Genomic DNA, 18,528 nt, shown 5'->3' with positions numbered 1-18,528 from the left:
CGACAATATGACGTATTCAGGGGGAGTTAACAAGCATGAACACGACATTTAAAGTTGTGATAGCAGGATGCGGCAGTATGGCGAATACATGGGCGGAATATGCAAAAGGGCGTGAGGACGTTGAAATCGTGGGCCTCGTGGATATCCAGGAAAAGTTTGCACAGGCATTTGCCGATCGGCATGGGCTTTCTTGTCCCATCTATACAAATATTACGGAGGCTCTTACTTCAAGCGGAGCGAATATCGTATTTGATGTGACCATTCCGGCCAGCCACTATGGGATTAGCACGGCAGCGCTTAAGCACGGGTGCCATGTATTCAGCGAAAAACCGTTAGCGGAATCGATGACGGAATGCCTGGATATCGTGAAGCTGGCCGAGTCTGTGGGCAGAACGCATGCCGTCATGCAAAACCGCCGATTTGACCCGCGAATTAGGGCGTTCAAGGATTTGATTGATAGCGGCGCGATTGGAAAACCCGGTTTCATTGGGGCGGATTTTTTTCTGGGCGCCCATTTCGGCGGGTTTCGGGACCTGATGGACAGTCCATTGCTGCTCGACATGGCCATTCACACCTTCGACCAGGCCCGAATGATCAGCGGAGCCAATCCGGTATCCGTGTACTGTCAGGAGTTTAACCCGCCGGGGTCCTGGTATGCCGGTAACGCGATGGCGATATGCATCTATGAAATGTCGGACGGCTCCGTGTTCAATTACCGCGGTTCCTGGTGTGCCGAAGGTGCTCAGACCTCCTGGGAGGCCGCATGGCGCGTAACGGGAGAGAGAGGAACGGCAATCTGGGACGGTCATGATGAGATTTATGCGGAGTTCGTGGCGGAAGGGGATCAATCAGGAAATTTCATACGGAGGTATGAACGGACGGAAGGAACGCTGCCCGTCATGGAGAAGACCGGACATCATGGCTGCCTGGAACATATGTTTCATGCCCTCGAAGCGGGCATCAAGCCGGAGACGGATTGCAGCGACAACGTCTACAGCATGGCGATGGTGCTGGCTGCCTTGGAGAGTGCCAAGACGGGACAGAAAGTCATGATATCGGAGTTCATGAAGGGAACAAGTGAGTAGTTTCGGCGGCATTTTCATACAACTCTAGCCTTGGCTGGAGGATGGCTTGCACAGGAATGTGTTGTCTGGGGAACAAAAACATATAGGGTACAAGGAGCCGCGGGGATTCGCGGCTTTTTGGTTTTGCGTTGCAGGAGTTCTTCCTTTAAAGACATCCCTCTTCCAGTGGGGGACAAAGCCGTGCTACAATAAAGGACAAGCATAAGTAAAACGCTTAACCTGGAAGAGAAAGGAATGACCTCTTTGCAGCAAAACTGGTATCGCAAGCTGCTTCTTTCCTATTTTCCCATTTTCCTTATCACCATTACCATTATCGTATTTCTTTCTTTCATTATGTTTAATGAGGCTTCACGCGAAGAAGCAGCCAAGGCGAACGGGATATCCACGAGATTTATTATGGAAGACCTTGACCGCTCCATCCATGCAATTGAGATGAACGTGCTGAACGAAGTGGAGACGAGTTCCCTATACTCCAGCTATCTGTTCAGTACCCCGTCATCCGACCAAAATCTGATGTACTCGCTGGTGAAACGACTTCGCGTTCTGCAAACGGACAGTAGCATGATTGAATCGGTCTATTTGTACCGTCATTCGGATCAGTCCGTGCTGACTACCAGCGGACAGAGCTCCCTCTCGACGTTTCCGGACCGTTCATTTATCGAGCACGCCGTGAAGGAGCACGATTATCGGGGCTGGTCGGCCGTACGCTCCATGACGGGTCTCGGGGAGAACGAACCGAAGCAGGTCATTTCCATGTACAAAAATTTGCCGCTCCCCTTCGGAAGCCAGGGGCTGCTGGTGATAAACGTCAGCATGTACCGGTTGGAGCAGATGATCAATCCGATGATAAATGACAGCGTTTCCTTTTTAAACATTCTGGATTCCAGCGGGGAGCTGATCTTCATAGCATCCCAGACCGGAGAGGATAACCGGGCCAAAGAAGGCAAGGTGCTGACAACGCTGCAATCGGAACAGCTGGGTTGGACTTTTGAAAGCGGTCTCCGTGCGGGCCAGCTCTATGCCTGGGTGTCGGTCGTATCCTATATCTGGATCGTCATCGGGTTCGTGACCGTGGTGCTTGCCGTTATTTACATCATATATATTAGCAGGCGGAATTATCAGCCGATCAAAGCCATGATGAACCGCATAGAATCCATTCAGCTGAACATGCCGCAGGCGGCCAAGGATGAATTATCCGTGATCGACAGCGCGCTTGAAAGCCTGATCAACAGGTCCATGGATTATGACAAAAAGCAGGACGAGAATCTCCAGCTTCAGCGCAGTCAGCTGTTTATGGACCTGATCGGCGGGCAGAAGCACGAGGAAGAGCTGCAATCGCGGATGAGCGAGCTGACCCCGATGGCGCTGCCGGAACAACCGGTTGGCTACGTTATGATGCTGGGTGAAATCAATGATTACAGCGGCTTTCAGGATGTTCATACCGCTCGGGACCAGAATGTGTTGAAGTTTGCCTTGATGAACGTGTTCCAGGAGCTTTCACGCAATGCCGGCTTCAACAGCTGGCTCGAGTGGATCTCCGGCAGCCGCGTCGGTATTCTGATCGCGCTGCCGGAGGTAAAAGACGAGACTCGTCCGGCCCTGATCCATGCCGCTGAGGAATGCCGCGGCTGGGTTGAGGAAAAGCTTCGCCTGCCTATGAGCTTCGGGCTGGGCAGTACGGTCACCGGGCTTCATGAGATCGGGGCCTCGTACCGCTCCGCCTCGGAGGCGCTCGGTTATAGACTGGTAATGGGGGATCATGGCGTCCTGATTGGCGATGAGCTGTCCAAGGAGGATTTAAGCCACCTGCTTCCTTATCTGACGGAAATTTCGGAGCTGGTCAAGGACTTTCGCTTAAATAACGATGGCTGGAGAACCCGTCTGCAGGATATGTTCGTTTCGTTCAAGGAGGAGCGGCTGAAGGACGACATCATCCGTTCTCTGGTCAACAGCATGCTTCAGCTGCTGTCCCGGGAGGTTGGGGTGTTATCCGGCGAGCTGCGGGATCAGCTTTCGGAGAGCAAGGACCATATGCTGGCGGGAGCAGCGACCCTGGAGGAGCTCCAGAGCAGGATCAGCGATCAACTAACGGAAACTTACCGTACTTACGTTGCGCTCAGTGAAACCAAAAGCTACCGGGCCATGATCAGTGAGATGAAGCACTATATCGAAGAGCATTTTGAAGATCCGGATTTGTCCCTAAAGCATCTTAGCGACCGTTTTCAGATTTCAGGCAAATACGCAAGCTATCTGTTTAAAATGGAATACGATATGAAGTTCGTTGATTTCCTGGTTCAGCTGCGGATGAAGCGGGCGGAGGAGCTGCTGGCGGAGACCGAGTTCTCCATACAGGAAATTGCGGAGAAAATCGGGTATGCAAACGCCATTACGTTCGGGCGGGTGTTCAAACGGACGGCCGGTGTGACGCCGGGAGATTACCGCAAGCTGAAGATGAAGCCGTCTCCTGGTATGGAGCCGGGATCATAAACGAGCGGCTTGGATTGCGAAAGCAGTTTATGACTATAGTTTATCAAGAAGCGGGTGCAGAAGTTTCCGATTGGGAGCAGCACCCGTTTCGTATTTTTGCATATGCACGGCAAATTTCAAGCCTGGGGCTTCATTTAGCGGGACGTTCAACATACGGAACAAACCGTGGATGCAGCAAGGTTTAAGGCGATCGTATGAAAACGGTTTATGATGCGAAAATAGTCATTGCTAAACCGAGAAACCGTGTAACCATGCGCATTCTGGGGTTTGGAATTTGGTTTATTGTCATACCCGGGCCTCTGAGGCATACTGAGGACACCCCACGGGTTAAGCGCTTACATGAATGGATCCCAAAACAGCGCAGGGATGTATCCGCAGGATATATTCAATTAAGAGAACGGCGCGAACAGTAGGGCAATATCAAAATAAGAAAAGGGGATGTAACTATGGCGGCAAGCAAGAAAAAATGGGGCAAGCTCGCAAAGCTCTCGCTCGTCATGCTATTGGCTGGAACGGTCGTATTATCCGGGTGTTCATCAGACTCGGGCGGCAGCACCAATACTTCAAGCGGAAGCGGAGATTCCGGCTCTAAGGATGGTAAGCAGGTCACGCTGAAGGTCGAAATATTTGATCGCGGCAATACACCGAAGCCATACACCATAACCGACAGCTACCTAACGAGATACATCCAGGACAACTTTGGAACTCCTAACAACATTAAGATGGAATTTGTACCGGTACCCCGTTCGGAGGAGATCAAGAAGCTGAACGTTCTGATGGCCAGCGGCGGCAACGTGCCGGATATTGTTTTTACGTACGACACCCCTACCTTCAATCGCTACGCGGAGCAGGGCGGACTGACGGAGCTGACCGATCTGATCAACGAGCACGGTCCGAACCTGAAGGAATTCCTCGATGAGGACGCGATGAGTTACGGCCAGTACATGGGCAAACAGTTTGCCGTTCCTGGAAAGCGGGCTTTCCTGGGTAAGTATTCTTCCTTTATCCGTACCGACTGGTTAGAGAAGCTCGGCATGGACGTGCCACAAACCACGGATGATCTGTACGAGGTCTTGAAAGCCTTTAAAGAAAAGGATCCGGGCGAAACCGGCGGCAAGGTCATTCCTTTCGGCATGACAATCGAACCGGCTCAATACGATCCGTTAATCTGGTCCTTTATCCAGCCGACCACGGAAGAACAGAAGTACACCCAGCTCCAAAAGCTCGGAGCCAATGACTATCCGACCCTGCTTCCCGGCTTTAAGGATGCGCTTCAATTCTTCAACAAGCTGTACAATGAGGGGCTGATCAGCCGTGACTTCAGTTTGGACGAAGACAAGAAGCAGCTGACCCAGGATGTAACGAATGGCCTCACTGGCTTCCTGACAGAGGATTATCCGAACTTGTACTACGCGGACGGCACCTATGATACGCTGCTGAAAAACCAGCCGGATGCCAAACTGGAACCGATCGATCCATTCACCAACTCCGAAGGCAAGCGCGCGAAGCCCGAATATGCGCCAAACGGCATGTATATCATGATTCCGAAAACAAGCAGCCATGCTGTGGAAGCGATTAAATACCTGAATTGGATGGCCGATCCAGCCAATCTGCTGGCTCTGCAAAACGGGGTGGAAGGCGAAAACTATGAAATGGTGGACGGCATTCCCGTCATGAAGACCGACGCTCCTCAAGATGTGATTGATCGTCTTTACAACTCCGGCGACATTGCCATTATCGCTAACGGTAACTTTGTTGGCGACGAGGCACAGAACCGGGAGAAGCTGACGACCAACTTCCCGGAGAAGTTCCAGGATCTGCACCGCAAGGCCGTCGAAATAGCGGCAACGGATACGTTTAAGCCGGTCAACTTTGACCGACCGATCGAAGCCGAAGCGAAATACGGCACGAACCTCCAAGCCAAATACGAAGAGATGATCGTAAAGACGGCGATGGCCAAACCGGAAGACTTCGAGAAAGTGTTCGAAGCTACGATGAAGGATTACATGGTCAGCGGCGGCCAGGCGATTCTTGATGAGCGGACCAAGGTTTATCAGGAGATGCAATCCAAATAAAGATACTCCGCAGCGGGACAAGGGAAAGGACGGCTATATACAAGAGGCCGTCCCTTCGCTCCCGGCGTCATGAGCAAGGAGAGGATGATTCAGATGAGAGGAACCGTTTACCTGCGCCGGTACTGGCAATTATATGCACTGCTTGTTCTGCCTTTGGTCTACTTTATCATTTTCAAATACGGCCCAATGTGGGGCGTTCAGATTGCTTTTAAGGATTTCAATTTCTTCCAGGGCATCACCGGAAGCGAATGGATTGGACTGGATGCCTTCCGAGAAGTCTTCCAGACACAGGACTTTTATAAAACACTGCGCAACACACTGATGCTCAATCTGCTGGATCTCTTGGTGTCATTTCCGGCCCCGTTGATTCTGGCCATTATGCTGCATGAACTCCGAATTCGATGGTTCAAACGTTTATCCCAAACGATATTGTATATTCCCCATTTTATTTCATGGGTTATTATAGGCGGCATCGTATACCAGGTGTTTGGCACGCAATCGGGCATGATCAACAATATGCTGATGGCGCTCGGCTTTGATTCGGTGCCTTTTCTAACCGAAAAAAATACATGGCTCATCACCTACCTGGCAACGGGTGTGTGGCAGAGCGCAGGCTGGGGAACCATCCTCTATCTGGCTGCCTTAACCGGGATCAACAAGGAGCTGTTTGAAGCGGCGGAAGTGGACGGGGCAGGCAGGTTCAAACGAATCTGGTATATCACGCTGCCGGGCTTGAAGACGACGATTGTAACGCTCCTCATCATCAACCTCGGGAATATGATCTCGATCGGTTTTGACCGTCCGTTTGTCATCGGCAATAAAGCGGTCATGGATTACTCCGACGTGCTGAGTACCTATGTGTACCGGACCGGTTTGGAATCCGGGCAGTATACGCTGGCGACGGTGGTCGGCCTGTTCCAGGCTGTCGTTGGCTTGATCTTTATCCTTGGAGCCAACTATGCATCCAAAAAACTGACGGACGAGTCCATCATTTAACGTTTTTGCAGAAAGGAGTATCACTCATGAGCGAGCGTGTGTCGAACCGCGTTTTTGATACCGTAAACATCATCCTGCTTGCACTTTTTGTTCTTCTTTGCCTGGCACCCTTTTTCCATATTATCGCCATCTCCTTCAGCTCAAATCGTGCGGTAACGTCAGGTGACGTGACTTTGTTTCCGGTAGAGTTCAGCCTTCAGGCTTATAAATCCGTCTTCTCGGATTCCAGCATGATCCGGTCTCTCGGCTTTACGGTCATGCTCACATTGCTGACGACGGTGCTGTGCATGATCATGACGATGATTGCCGCTTATCCGCTGACAAAAAAGAAGCTGAAAGGCCGCAAAATCTTCATGTTTATCATCATTGTGACCATGTTCTTCAGCGGGGGCATTATCCCGGAATACATTCTCGTGAAAGACCTGAATTTGCTGGATACGATATGGGCCCTGGTTCTTCCGGGACTGATCAGTCCGTTCTATCTGATTATCCTGATCTCCTTCTTTAACGGAATTCCGGAAAGTCTTGAGGAAGCGGCCGAAATTGACGGCACCAGCCAGATCGGAACGATGCTTCGGATTATTCTGCCGCTGTCATTGCCGGTCATAGCAACGCTAAGCCTGTTCTATGCGGTCGGGCGCTGGAACGGATTTCAGGACACGCTGCTGTACATTACAAGCGAAGAGCTGTATCCGCTTCAGCTGAAGCTGTATCAATTGGTACAGAACAATATGATCACGGATCTGACCCGTAACGAGGGACCTGCAGCGGGTGTCAGAGCAACCACGGAAAGCTTGAAAGCGGCCAGCGTCGTATTTGCCACTGTGCCGATTCTAATCGTGTATCCATGGCTGCAGCGTTACTTCGTCAGCGGCGTGATGCTGGGAGCCGTGAAGGGTTAAGGACGACGGATATCAGGAGGATCGTAAATGTATAACAAAGTTTTTGAAGTCAATGACGGCTGGGTTCGGGAGGGGACGGACCGCCAGATTATGGAGCAGGCACATCGCTGGTATGGCGGGGTTCGTACCTTGGAGCACGGTTTGCCCTCACCCAATCATAACAGCGGGACACCGACCGCCATGGCGATCTGGGCCGCCGCGCTTTGCAATCCGGCATCCGAATACTACCACAGCAAGGAGCTGGCGAACAGATTAACGCTTGCGGCGCGTTATATGCTGGAGACTCAGCATAGCGACGGTACGATCTCGCCGGGCTGGACGAATTTTCATTCTCCTCCGGATACGGCGTTCGTCGTGGTTGGTTACGCGCAAGCAGCGCAGCTGCTTCTGGCCGACGGTTGGGAAGAGCTGAAGGGAGCAGCGGCGGATATGCTGCTGTTTCTGGAACGGACCTTGCCCGCGCTAATTACCGGAGGCTGCCATACGCCGAATCATCGGTGGGTCATCTGCGCGGCGCTGGGCTTCTTGAATGAGCTCTTTGATTCGCACGATGCCTTGAAGCGGGCGGAGGAGTGGCTCGCCGAAGGCATGGACGCCACGGCGGACGGGGAGTGGACCGAGCGCAGCAACGGGATCTACAACGTCGTCAGCGACGTCATGCTGATTCATGCGGCCAGGTTGCTGAAGCGTCCGGAGCTTCTGATCCCGGTCCGTGCCAATTTGAAGATGATGTCCTATCTGGTTCACCCGGATGGGGAGATCGTTACCGAATATTCCGGGCGGCAGGATTTTGGTCAAAGCTTCGATATGTCGGGATATTTTCTGCCGTGTCTGATGATGGCCTCGCTGGACCGTGATCCGGTATTTCAGGGGATGGCGGAACAGTCGCTGTCTCTGCTGAAGCATCCCGGCGGAGCACCGACCAACGCAGCCGTTCGGCTGCTCTTGGATCCGGGGCTAAAGCGCCAGGGTGCGGAGATAACGCCGATGCCGGAGCATTATCGCGTCGTGCTGAACGGAGAATTTCCAAGGGAGCGCTACCTGTCCGGGTTTGCAGGTGCCGGTCATCACGGTGTCATCCGTTACAGCCGGATGCATACGGATTTTGGCGCTCCGGTCGCCCGAATCCGTGCAGGACATACCAGCGTGACCGTCAGCACGGAAATGTCCTCCTTCTTTTCTATTCGTCATGGAGCGGCTCGTTTGCTGGGTGTGCAGTTCGCCTCCTACTTCGACCCCGGCTTTGTCAAGATGAGCCGGATGGCGACGTTGGAGGATGGGTATCGGCTATCCGGCGAACAGGAGAAGGGCTACAACGGGCCGGTGCCGGAAGCCGATCTGCCTGCAAGCACCAAGGCAGACATCAGCCCTTGGTATCTGCTGCCGCATCACCGCCGTCCCCAGACGCATGTGCAGCAGCATAAGGTGGGGGTGGACGTGCTGGAAACCTTTGATGGCTGGAAGCTGGTCATTTCCTCGACGGAGCCGGAGGAAGTCGTATCGCAGATCTCGCTCATATTTCCGGCAGCTGGAGCCCTTAGCGGTGGAGAGCTTGCTCCCGCCGGCGTGGATGCTCAGTTCTGGATGGAAGGGAGCATTCGCTACGAGATGGACGGCGAGTGGATGGAAATTAGCGGCGGCGAATTTCAGCACACAGCGGCGGGCGTCCGGGAAGCGGTTTATCCGCTTGGGTGCCGAACGCTGCTGCTGAACGTGGTAACTCCGTTCGAGAAGGAGATTCACATCAAGCTTTCTCCGGCAGAGCAAGCTCAAACGGAAGGAAGTGGAGCTTCATGACAAGCTATATCGAAGCTCGTGAGAGCATCCGGTATTGGTTGGGCGATGATGATGCTGGAGTGCTGAAGACCATATCCGACCGCTACATTGGAGCGAACCCGGAAATTCCGTTCTCGCTGCGCTCGTTCGCTGAAACAGGTATTCTTCAGACCGAGGAAGGGTTCTATAATTTCAACTTCGGCGACCGGTTCCGGGATGCGAGGCCGGGGGACGCCGCCTATGCGCTTGGCTTGGTCTGGAGCGACGATGAGCGTTCGCTTGACGCCGGGATTATGCCGTTCAGCCCCGTACGGTTCTATCTGAACGATCAGCTGATGTACCGCTCGGGAGCCGAGGACGAGATGAAGCCGGATGCAAAAATCGTTGTTCCGCTTGTTCTGAAACCCGGCTGGAATACGCTGCTGATTGAGGCCCGCAGGACCGAAGCTGGCTTCGGCTGCCGATTTGGCGCCCAGGAGGGCAAGGTCAGAATTTTGCAGGTGTTATCCCCGTTTGCTGATCGGAAGGAAGCTGCCGGTTGGGCGTATGCCGGGCCGTTGACCGCCGGCATGTTCGGAGAAAGCGGTATCTTTCCGAATGCCCACGGAACTGAAGGCGAGACCGGTGTTAGCTGGCTCCCGGTCACAGGCTGGAGCGAGGAAGAAGCGGAGAAGCCGAATTTTGAGCGTATGTTTGGCTTGCCGAAGCTCCCGGTATCGGGTTATGCCTGGAGCCGATTGCATGTGCCGGCAGGCGTTGACTGTGTTGTGCTTAGAGGTCGCGCTCTGGGGCGGACGGAAGTATGGATCGACGGGAAAGCCGTGTTGGATACTCAAGGGTGCGGCAATTTTGGCTGCGAGATTCCTGCTGCGGCCAGCCGAGGGGATCTTCTCGTACGATGCTCTAGCGGGCCATCCGGATGGGGATTTGAGCTTGAGGCCTATGGTTCAGAGAAAGAGCTGGACTTTGTGCTTCCGGTTCAAGTCCAGGGCGCACCTTCTCCGTGGCTATTTGCCGGGCCGCTGGCTGCTGAGAAGGAGGAAATACAGAAGGAGGTGTGTTCGGTACGACGGCTGTTCCCGCGCGCGGATAGCGGCGGTTTGACCGGCTGGTCCCTGGATGCGCCGGGCCGCCGGGTCAGGCCGTTCTATGAGAACGCAATGCTGAGCAACAAATGGACCTCCGGTTCTGCCACCAATTTCGGGCGCTGGGATTATCCGCTTGGGGTGACGATGTACGGCCTGCTTCAGACGTCGCGAATCCTGAAGCGGCCGGATATTGCGAAATTTGCTCGCACGCACATCGACATCTGTACTTCATGGTATGAATACGCCGTTTGGGATCGGGATACGTATGGATTTCCGTCGATTAACCATCAGTTGGTGCTGATCAAAATGCTGGACAACTGTGGTTCCTTCGGCTCTGCGATGCTGGAAGCATACACGGAAAGCGGTAACCCGGACTATTTGAATGTGGCGGAAGTGATTGCGGACTTTATGACGAACCGCCTGGAACGTCGGGAAGACGGCGCCTTCTACCGTCTCTGCATCTCGGAGTACTCTGCGGATACGATGTGGGCGGATGATCTGTACATGAGCACGCCTTTCTTGTCGCGGTACGCCGAAATTACAGGCGATTCCTCTTATCTGGATGACGCGGCCCATCAGTTTTTGAGGTATCGGGAGTATCTGTTTATGCCGGAGGAAGGCGTGATGAGCCACGTGTTTGACTTCAAATACGGGAAGGCGACCCGAATTCCTTGGGGGCGTGGAAACGGCTGGAGCCTGTTCTCCTTGTCCGAGCTGCTTGAACGCCTGCCGGGGGAGCATAAGGACCGACCGGCCCTGCTTGGATTCTACCGTGAGATGTGTGCCGGGATCGCTTCCTACCAGGGAGAGTCAGGGCTCTGGAGACAAGTCATTACTGATCCGGAAGCATATGAGGAAGCATCCTGTACAGCTATGTTCGCCTATGCCTTTGCCAGAGGCGTGAGGTTCGGCTGGCTGGAGAATCCAACACCGTTCGCCGATGCAGCCATTCGGGCATGGCAGGGGCTGACCGGAAAAGCCATCGATCGCCGCGGCAGCGTGCACGGGGTATGCAGCGGATCCCGTTATTCCTTTACCGGGGATTATTACAAGCATGACCTGCTCACCGTGGTGAATGACAATCACGGGACCGGCATCATGATGCTGGCGGGCGCGGAAATCATAAAATTGAAAGGCATGCTGGGCGGCAAGTAAGGCATACGCTTTCTTTAAAGCGCTTAACCCTTAGTTGGTTAGGCGCATAGATCTAATAGGTTAAGCGCTTAATTCACATAACGTTTCTTTCTTAGGCTGCAATGAAGATGAAAAGTTGAAAAGGAGATGAACCGGTTGACGACGACACGATTAACGATGGCACAGGCGCTGCTGAAGTTTTTGGATGCACAGTACGTTTCCGTCGATGGAGCGGAGACGAAATTCGTGCATGGGGTAATGGGAATATTCGGACACGGCAATGTAACCGGTCTTGGCGAGGCCTTGGAACGAAGCGCGGGTGACCTGGTTTATGTTCAGGGCAAAAATGAGCAGGGCATGGTGCATACCGCTGCGGCATACGCGAAGCAAAAGAACCGGCGGCAGATCTGGGCCTGCACCTCGTCCATCGGACCCGGTGCGCTCAATATGGTCACCGCGGCAGCTACGGCAACGGTGAATCGCATCCCGGTGCTGCTGCTGCCTGGTGATAACTTCGCCTGCCGCCAGCCTGATCCGGTGCTGCAGCAGATAGAGACACCGTCGGATTATACCGTATCGGCCGCAGATGCTTTCAAGCCGGTGAGCCGGTATTGGGACCGGATATCCCGGCCGGAGCAGCTTATCGCGGCCGCCCGCCAGGCGATCCGTGTGCTTACTGATCCGGCGGAGACGGGAGCGGTTACGCTGGCGCTGCCTCAGGACGTGCAGGCTGAGGCGTACGATTATCCGGATTCGCTGTTTGAGAAAACGGTACACGTCATCGACCGCCGCCCGCCGTCGGCGGAGCGACTGAAGCGTGCGGCGGGACGGATTGCAGCCAGCAAGCGTCCGCTCATCATTGCCGGAGGAGGCGTGCACTACAGTGATGCAGCCACCGACCTGGCTGCATTTGCGGAAGCTTTCGGCATCCCGGTCGCAGAAACGCAGGCCGGCAAAAGTGCGCTTCCCTGGAACCACCCCCTGAACCTGGGCGCCATGGGCGTAACGGGCTCGTTGGCGGCAAATCGCGCTGCCGCTAAGGCCGATCTGATTATCGGTATCGGCACCCGATATTCGGACTTTACAACGTCCTCCAAATGGGCGTTTCAAAGGGAGGATGTATCGTTCCTGAACCTGAATGTCAACGGTGCGGATGGCGCCAAGCTCGGCGGCGAAGCGCTGATTGCCGATGCGAAGGAAGGGTTGAAAGCGCTGCATCAGGAGCTGTCTCGGGTTGGCTATCAAGCGGGTTACGAAGATCGAGAGCTTGCCGATTTGAAAGCAGCGTGGGACTGCGAGGTGGACCGCTTGTACGCTGCCGAGCATCCGGACGGCTTGTCTCAGACAAGAGCCCTTGGCGTCATCAATGAGGTCATCTCCCCATCTTCCATCATCGTCTGTGCCGCAGGCAGCCTTCCGGGAGACTTGCACCGGTTATGGAGACCTTCCGAACCGAAGACGTACCACATGGAGTATGGCTTCTCCTGCATGGGGTATGAGGTGAGCGGCGCCTTGGGAGCCGCTCTCGCGGAGCCGGACCGTGAAGTCTATGCGCTGGTCGGCGACGGCAGTTACCTGATGCTGCACTCGGAGCTGATCACCAGCTTGCAGGAAGGCCGCAAGATTACGATATTGTTGTTCGACAACCACGGATTCCAATGTATTCATAATCTGCAGCGGAGCAACGGCAGCGATGGGTTTGGCAATGAGTTCCGACGCCGCGAAGTGGGGACGGGTCGCTTGACAGGTGAATACCTCCCGATTGATTTCGCGGCACACGCTCGTGCGCTTGGGGCTAAAGCCTACAAGGCCAACTCGCCGGAAGCACTGCATGAAGCACTTCTCCTGGCGCAGAAGGAAACCGTCACGACGCTGATCGAGATTCCGGTCGTTCCGGGGACGAACACCGATGGTTATGAATCCTGGTGGCGCGTAGAGGTGCCGGAGGTGTCGGCCTCAGGCAAGGTAACCGAAGCGCAGCGCCAGATGGCTGCCCGAAGCAAGGAAGCAAGACTCTACTAAACCACACAAAGGAGGCGCTGGTTATGAGTAACAGGCTGTTCAAGCTGGGGATCCACCCCATCAACTGGGTCGGCGAGGATGTAAGGGAGCATGGGGACGACACGACCTTTGAGATGATTGTAGATGATATTGCGGCTTTGGGACTGACTGGTACGGAGATGGGAAGAAAATTCCCCAAGGATCGGACGATACTGAAACGGGAGCTGGATGCGCGCGGCATTCAGCTGGTTTCCCAGTGGAAGTCGGTGCTGTTCTCTGATCCCGATTACCGGAAGCAGGAGCTGGAGGATTACCGGCGGCACGCGGAGTTTCTGGCCGGATTCGGCAGCAAAGTCATCAGCACGGCGGAGGTAGGGGGATCACTTCACTTCGATCCCCGACGGACGCCGAATGAGAGTATCGTTCTCCGTCTGGATGACGCCGGATGGGAAAGCCTGGCGGAAGGACTGAACCAGGCTGGCGAGATTGCGGCGAGTTATGGCATGAAGCTGGCTTACCATCACCATGGCGGCACGGTCGTGGAGCAGCCGGACGAAATCGACCGCCTGATGGCCATGACCGATCCTTCTCTGGTGTTTCTCCTGTACGATACCGGTCATGCCTATTACGGGGGAGCAGATCCGCTTGAACTGCTCCGCAAGCATTATGAGCGGATTGCGTACATCCATCTGAAGGATGTCCGGCTTGATGTTTTGGAGCAGGCACGACAGGCTCGGTGCGATTTTGTGAGCTGCATTCGCAGAGGCGTGTTCACGGTTCCAGGAGACGGCTGCATTGACTTTGCGCCGATTATCGGCGAGCTCGTCAAGCGCGGCTATGACGGTTGGGCGATGCTGGAGGGTGAACAGGACCCTGCACTGCATCCTGCCAAGGAGTACGCTCAGCAGGCCATCGAATACCTGGAACGGCTGGAAGGCCAGCAGAAACTATAGGGCTGAAGTTATGCGGCATGATCGTTGAAACCAGGCTCATGGCGATTCGACATCGCTCGAGAACACAGATAAAAGCATGCATAGCAGACTTCGGGCTTCGATGGTTAAGAGCTGTAGGTGATCAGGTGTCAAAGGATAAAGAATTGCAGGTAATTACGGCCATTGGAGAGTGGGAGCCATGCGTTTATTGGTGCTCGCAGCATGGGCCGATCTGATCAAGGAGAAGGAGGTTAATCCATGAGTGAAATCACGTTCAATAACGAAAAACCGGTGGATTTCGTGGCTGTAGGGAGGCTCTGCATCGACCTGAACGCCAATGAAATTAACCGGCCGATGGAGGAAACGAGCACGTTTACCAAGTACGTGGGCGGATCACCCGCCAACATCTGCATCGGGATGGCACGTCTGGGACTGAACACGGGCTTTATCGGCAAGGTTGCGGACGATCAGATGGGACGTTTTATTAAAAAATACCTTGAGAATAACGGGATTGCGACTCAAGGCGTGTCCACCGACTACACGGGAGCCGTGACGGGTCTGGCTTTTACCGAGATCAAGAGTCCCACCGACTGCAGCATTCTCATGTACCGCGACAACGCCGCGGACTTGCTGCTGGAGACAGGGGACGTGAACGAAGAGCTGATCGCCTCCGCCAAAATGGTGCTGATCTCCGGAACCGCGCTCGCGGTCAGTCCTTCCCGGGAAGCTGTGTTTCTGGCTCTGGACTATGCCAAGCGCCACGGGGCCGTAATCGCGTTTGACCTCGATTACCGTCCGTACACATGGAAATCTCCGCAGGAGACGGCGATCTACTACAATTTAGCGGCGGAAACATGCGATATTATCCTCGGCACACGCGAGGAGTTCGACATAATGGAGCAGTTCGGTGGCAACCCGGAACGAAGCGACCGCATCACGGCCGCCAAGTGGTTTGATTACAACGCCAAGATCGTCATTATCAAGCACGGCAAGGAAGGTTCCATTGCGTATACCCCTGGCGGTGCCAGCCATACGGCACAAAGCTTTCCGGCGAAGGTTATCAAGACGTTCGGAGCGGGGGATTCATACGCCGCCGGTTTTCTGTACGGCCTGATGCAGGGCTGGCCCATCGAGCGCTGCATGGAGTTCGGCAGCGCGGCGGCAAGCATTGTCATCTCCAGCCACAGCTGCTCCGATGCGATGCCGACGAGCGCGGCGGTTCACGATTATATCGAGCGCTGCAAGCGAGGCGAAATTACGTCCAATTCCTGAGCTTGGTTCATGGCCAGGAGCTATGTTGGAGATCTGTCATCACTGATGTTTCGTTCTGTTCTAATTTACTGATCCAATCGAAAGGGGCCAACCAGCCATGACGCAAACCCTGAGCAATTATATCGGCGGACAATTCGTTCCATCCCGATCCGAATCCACCGATCCCGTATACAATCCGGCGACGGAAGAGATCATTGCTTACGTTCCTCTATCCACCAAAGAGGAGGTGGAACAGGCTGTGCAGGCGGCCGCCAAAGCGGGACGTGCCTGGGCCAAGACAGCTGTTCCTCGCCGCGCTCGCATTTTGTTCAAATATCAACAGCTGCTCGTGGAGCACTGGGAGGAGCTGGCACGCCTGATTACGGCGGAGAACGGCAAAAGCTATGCCGAAGCCTACGGCGAGGTGCAGCGCGGCATCGAATGCGTGGAGTTTGCGGCCGGCGCACCTACGCTGATGATGGGCAAGCAGCTTCCCGACATCGCCACCAACCTGGAGTCCGGCATGTACCGGTATCCGATCGGCGTTGTGGCGGGGATCACGCCGTTCAACTTCCCGATGATGGTGCCGTGCTGGATGTTCCCGCTCGCCATCGCTTGCGGCAATGCGTTCGTGCTGAAGCCGTCGGAGCGCACGCCGCTCTTGGCTCAGCGTTTGGCGGAGCTGTTCGCCGATGCCGGTCTGCCGGACGGCGTTCTGAATATCGTCCACGGCGCTCATGATGTAGTCAACGGCATCTTGGAACATCCCGGCATTGCCGCTGTGTCCTTCGTCGGCTCCCAGCCGGTGGCAGAGTATGTGTACAAAACCGCTTCTTCCCACGGCAAGCGTGTGCAGGCCTTGGCCGGAGCGAAGAATCACAGCATCGTGATGCCGACTGCCGACTTGGATGGGGCCGTGACCCAGATCATCAGCGCGGCCTTCGGTTCTGCCGGCGAGCGCTGCATGGCCTGCTCCGTTGTCGTCGCCGTGGGCGACGTGGCGGAGCCGCTGCTGGAGAAGCTGAAACAAGCGGCCGATGAGATTACCATCGGCAACGGAGCGGACGAAGGGGTCTTCCTCGGACCGGTTATCAGGCGAGCTCATAAGGAGCGCACGCTCTCTTATATTGAGGCGGGCGAGCAAGAAGGCGCCAAGCTGGTGCGCGACGGACGGAGCGATGAGGCCGTGAGGGGGGACGGATATTTTGTCGGACCGACGATTTTTGATGAGGTGACCAGCGGGATGAGGATTTGGAAGGACGAAATTTTTGCCCCCGTGCTGTCTGTCATGCGTGCGGAATCGCTGGAAGAAGCGATTGAAATTTCCAACCGCTCGGACTTTGCGAACGGGGCCTGCCTGTTCACGCAGAATGGCAGCGACGTGCGCCAGTTCCGTGAGCATATCGATGCCGGCATGCTTGGCGTCAACCTCGGCGTTCCAGCGCCGATGGCGTTCTTTCCGTTCTCCGGCTGGAAAAATTCTTTCTACGGGGATCTGCATGCGAATGGAACGGACGGCGTGGAGTTCTATACTCGCAAAAAAATGGTAACGGCGCGCTGGTAGCCTTAAAGCAGAGGAGACGTTCATATGAAAACCATTAATATCGGCATTATCGGTGCCGGACGTATCGGGAAAATCCATGCGGATCATCTGCTGCGCATGCCTGGTGCAAAAATTGCAGCCATCGGCGATTTGTTCGCCGGCGACGAGCTAAGGTCCTGGGCCGCGGAGCGCGGCATTCCTGTAGTTACGACTAATAGTAACGATATCTTGGAACATCCGGATATCGATGCCGTGCTGATCTGCTCCTCGACGGATACGCATGTCCCGCTGATCAAGCAGGCCGCGGCGAACGGCAAGCATATTTTCTGCGAGAAACCGGTCAGCATGAGCGTGGATCAGACCCGCGAGGCGCTGGCGGCCGTGGAAGCGGCAGGCGTAAGTCTGCAGATCGGCTTCAACCGCCGGTTTGACCATAACTTCAGCCGGGTTCGGGAGATTGTGTCCGCGGGGAGAATCGGGGATACCCATCTGATCAAGATTACCTCGCGTGATCCGAGTCCGCCGCATCCGGATTACATTAAAGTGTCCGGCGGGCTGTTTATGGATATGGCTATTCATGATTTCGACATCGCCCGTTTTTTATCGGGCAGCGAGGTGGTCGAAGTGTATGCCCAGGGAGCGGTACTCGTGGACCCTGCCATCGGAGAGCTGGGCGACATCGACACCGCCCTAACAACGTTGCGGTTTGAAAACGGAGCGCTCGGCGTCATCGACAACAGCCGCAAGGCCGTCTACGGTTACGATCAGCGGATCGAGGTGTTCGGCTCCGGCGGCTGCGTCTCCGCTGACAACGACTATCCAAGCACCGCCATTGTCAGCGGTCCGGATGGCGTTACCCGCGACAAACCACTGTACTTCTTTCTGGAGCGGTACAAGGAAGCGTACATGAACGAGACGCGGCAATTTATCGATAGCTTGCAAAACGGTACCGCGGTGCCAGTCAGCGGCCATGACGCCCTTCAGGCAGAGCTGATCGCCTTGGCGGCCAAGCGTTCGCTCCAGCAGGGCCGCCCGGTGAGGCTTGCCGAGCTCACCACCGGCATATCCTCCGCAGGCTAAACCTGAAATCAGAAGAGGCTGTAATTGGCAGCGGGCTGTCGAGAGGGGATGGCTAAGCTGGCTGAACAAGAAGACATCATCGTTTGTGTTCGCTAGCCTCAATATCTGCTTGAAATCGATATATGAGAAGCTGTCGCCCAAGCGCTGGAAGATCTTACTCAAACGGGAAAACTATCTG

Annotated in this window: 12 protein-coding genes; all 12 read left to right on the top strand. The window is 55.0% G+C overall.

Translation table 11 applies throughout. The annotated features are described in order from the left end of the window. Nucleotides 1–35: 35 nt before the first annotated feature. The 12 genes from BJP58_RS06020 to iolG all read left to right on the top strand — a co-directional run bounded on the left by BJP58_RS06020 (nucleotide 36) and on the right by iolG (nucleotide 18,350). On the top strand, nucleotides 36–1,085 hold the full coding sequence (locus tag BJP58_RS06020) for a Gfo/Idh/MocA family protein (protein WP_194543211.1): 1,050 nt from the start codon (nucleotides 36–38) through the stop codon (nucleotides 1,083–1,085). A 234-nt stretch (nucleotides 1,086–1,319) separates the two neighbouring features. Further along, nucleotides 1,320–3,572, top strand: a complete 2,253-nt coding sequence (locus BJP58_RS06015; RefSeq protein WP_233354981.1) for a helix-turn-helix domain-containing protein — start codon at nucleotides 1,320–1,322, stop codon at nucleotides 3,570–3,572. Nucleotides 3,573–4,018: 446 nt separating this feature from the next. Beyond that, nucleotides 4,019–5,647: an extracellular solute-binding protein gene (locus BJP58_RS06010; protein WP_194543210.1), complete on the top strand. Its 1,629-nt coding sequence runs from the start codon at nucleotides 4,019–4,021 to the stop codon at nucleotides 5,645–5,647. 93 nt (nucleotides 5,648–5,740) lie between these two features. Continuing rightward, nucleotides 5,741–6,643: an ABC transporter permease gene (locus BJP58_RS06005; protein WP_071218553.1), complete on the top strand. Its 903-nt coding sequence runs from the start codon at nucleotides 5,741–5,743 to the stop codon at nucleotides 6,641–6,643. Between the two features lie 26 nt (nucleotides 6,644–6,669). Beyond that, on the top strand, nucleotides 6,670–7,545 hold the full coding sequence (locus BJP58_RS06000; protein WP_071218552.1) for a carbohydrate ABC transporter permease: 876 nt from the start codon (nucleotides 6,670–6,672) through the stop codon (nucleotides 7,543–7,545). 27 nt (nucleotides 7,546–7,572) lie between these two features. After that, nucleotides 7,573–9,342, top strand: coding sequence for a hypothetical protein (locus tag BJP58_RS05995; protein ID WP_194543209.1), 1,770 nt, complete (start codon nucleotides 7,573–7,575; stop codon nucleotides 9,340–9,342). Beyond that, nucleotides 9,339–11,564: a glycoside hydrolase family 88/105 protein gene (locus BJP58_RS05990; protein WP_194543208.1), complete on the top strand. Its 2,226-nt coding sequence runs from the start codon at nucleotides 9,339–9,341 to the stop codon at nucleotides 11,562–11,564. Before BJP58_RS05995 ends, BJP58_RS05990 begins: the two co-directional genes overlap by 4 nt. Before the next feature lie 135 nt (nucleotides 11,565–11,699). After that, complete coding sequence (gene iolD, locus BJP58_RS05985) at nucleotides 11,700–13,565, top strand: 3D-(3,5/4)-trihydroxycyclohexane-1,2-dione acylhydrolase (decyclizing) (RefSeq protein WP_194543207.1); 1,866 nt, start codon at nucleotides 11,700–11,702, stop codon at nucleotides 13,563–13,565. Nucleotides 13,566–13,588: 23 nt separating this feature from the next. Continuing rightward, nucleotides 13,589–14,497, top strand: coding sequence for a myo-inosose-2 dehydratase (gene iolE / locus BJP58_RS05980; RefSeq protein WP_194543206.1), 909 nt, complete (start codon nucleotides 13,589–13,591; stop codon nucleotides 14,495–14,497). A gap of 237 nt (nucleotides 14,498–14,734) precedes the next feature. Continuing rightward, nucleotides 14,735–15,748 carry a 5-dehydro-2-deoxygluconokinase gene (gene iolC / locus BJP58_RS05975; RefSeq protein ID WP_194543205.1) on the top strand — a complete coding sequence of 338 codons (1,014 nt, stop codon included), beginning with the start codon at nucleotides 14,735–14,737 and terminating at the stop codon, nucleotides 15,746–15,748. Nucleotides 15,749–15,845: 97 nt separating this feature from the next. Then, nucleotides 15,846–17,291, top strand: a complete 1,446-nt coding sequence (locus BJP58_RS05970; protein WP_194543204.1) for a CoA-acylating methylmalonate-semialdehyde dehydrogenase — start codon at nucleotides 15,846–15,848, stop codon at nucleotides 17,289–17,291. A gap of 24 nt (nucleotides 17,292–17,315) precedes the next feature. Beyond that, a complete protein-coding gene (iolG, locus tag BJP58_RS05965) occupies nucleotides 17,316–18,350 on the top strand; it encodes an inositol 2-dehydrogenase (RefSeq protein WP_194543203.1) in 1,035 nt (344 codons plus the stop codon). Nucleotides 18,351–18,528: the final 178 nt, after the last annotated feature.

The sequence above is a fragment of the Paenibacillus sp. JZ16 genome (assembly GCF_015326965.1).
Lineage (GTDB): Bacteria > Bacillota > Bacilli > Paenibacillales > Paenibacillaceae > Paenibacillus_AQ.
The sequence above is the reverse complement of the archived record's forward strand: the minus strand, read 5'-3'. Positions and strand labels throughout refer to the sequence as shown.

Bases quoted from the DNA above. Each gene is read 5' to 3' on its own strand.
- BJP58_RS05970 (WP_194543204.1), top strand. From the start codon at position 15,846: ATGACGCAAACCCTGAGCAATTATATCGGCGGACAATTCGTTCCATCC.
- BJP58_RS05995 (WP_194543209.1), top strand. From the start codon at position 7,573: ATGTATAACAAAGTTTTTGAAGTCAATGACGGCTGGGTTCGGGAGGGG.
- BJP58_RS06020 (WP_194543211.1), top strand. From the start codon at position 36: ATGAACACGACATTTAAAGTTGTGATAGCAGGATGCGGCAGTATGGCG.
- iolG (WP_194543203.1), top strand. From the start codon at position 17,316: ATGAAAACCATTAATATCGGCATTATCGGTGCCGGACGTATCGGGAAA.
- BJP58_RS06000 (WP_071218552.1), top strand. From the start codon at position 6,670: ATGAGCGAGCGTGTGTCGAACCGCGTTTTTGATACCGTAAACATCATC.
- iolC (WP_194543205.1), top strand. From the start codon at position 14,735: ATGAGTGAAATCACGTTCAATAACGAAAAACCGGTGGATTTCGTGGCT.
- BJP58_RS06015 (WP_233354981.1), top strand. From the start codon at position 1,320: ATGACCTCTTTGCAGCAAAACTGGTATCGCAAGCTGCTTCTTTCCTAT.
- BJP58_RS06005 (WP_071218553.1), top strand. From the start codon at position 5,741: ATGAGAGGAACCGTTTACCTGCGCCGGTACTGGCAATTATATGCACTG.
- BJP58_RS05990 (WP_194543208.1), top strand. From the start codon at position 9,339: ATGACAAGCTATATCGAAGCTCGTGAGAGCATCCGGTATTGGTTGGGC.
- iolE (WP_194543206.1), top strand. From the start codon at position 13,589: ATGAGTAACAGGCTGTTCAAGCTGGGGATCCACCCCATCAACTGGGTC.
- BJP58_RS06010 (WP_194543210.1), top strand. From the start codon at position 4,019: ATGGCGGCAAGCAAGAAAAAATGGGGCAAGCTCGCAAAGCTCTCGCTC.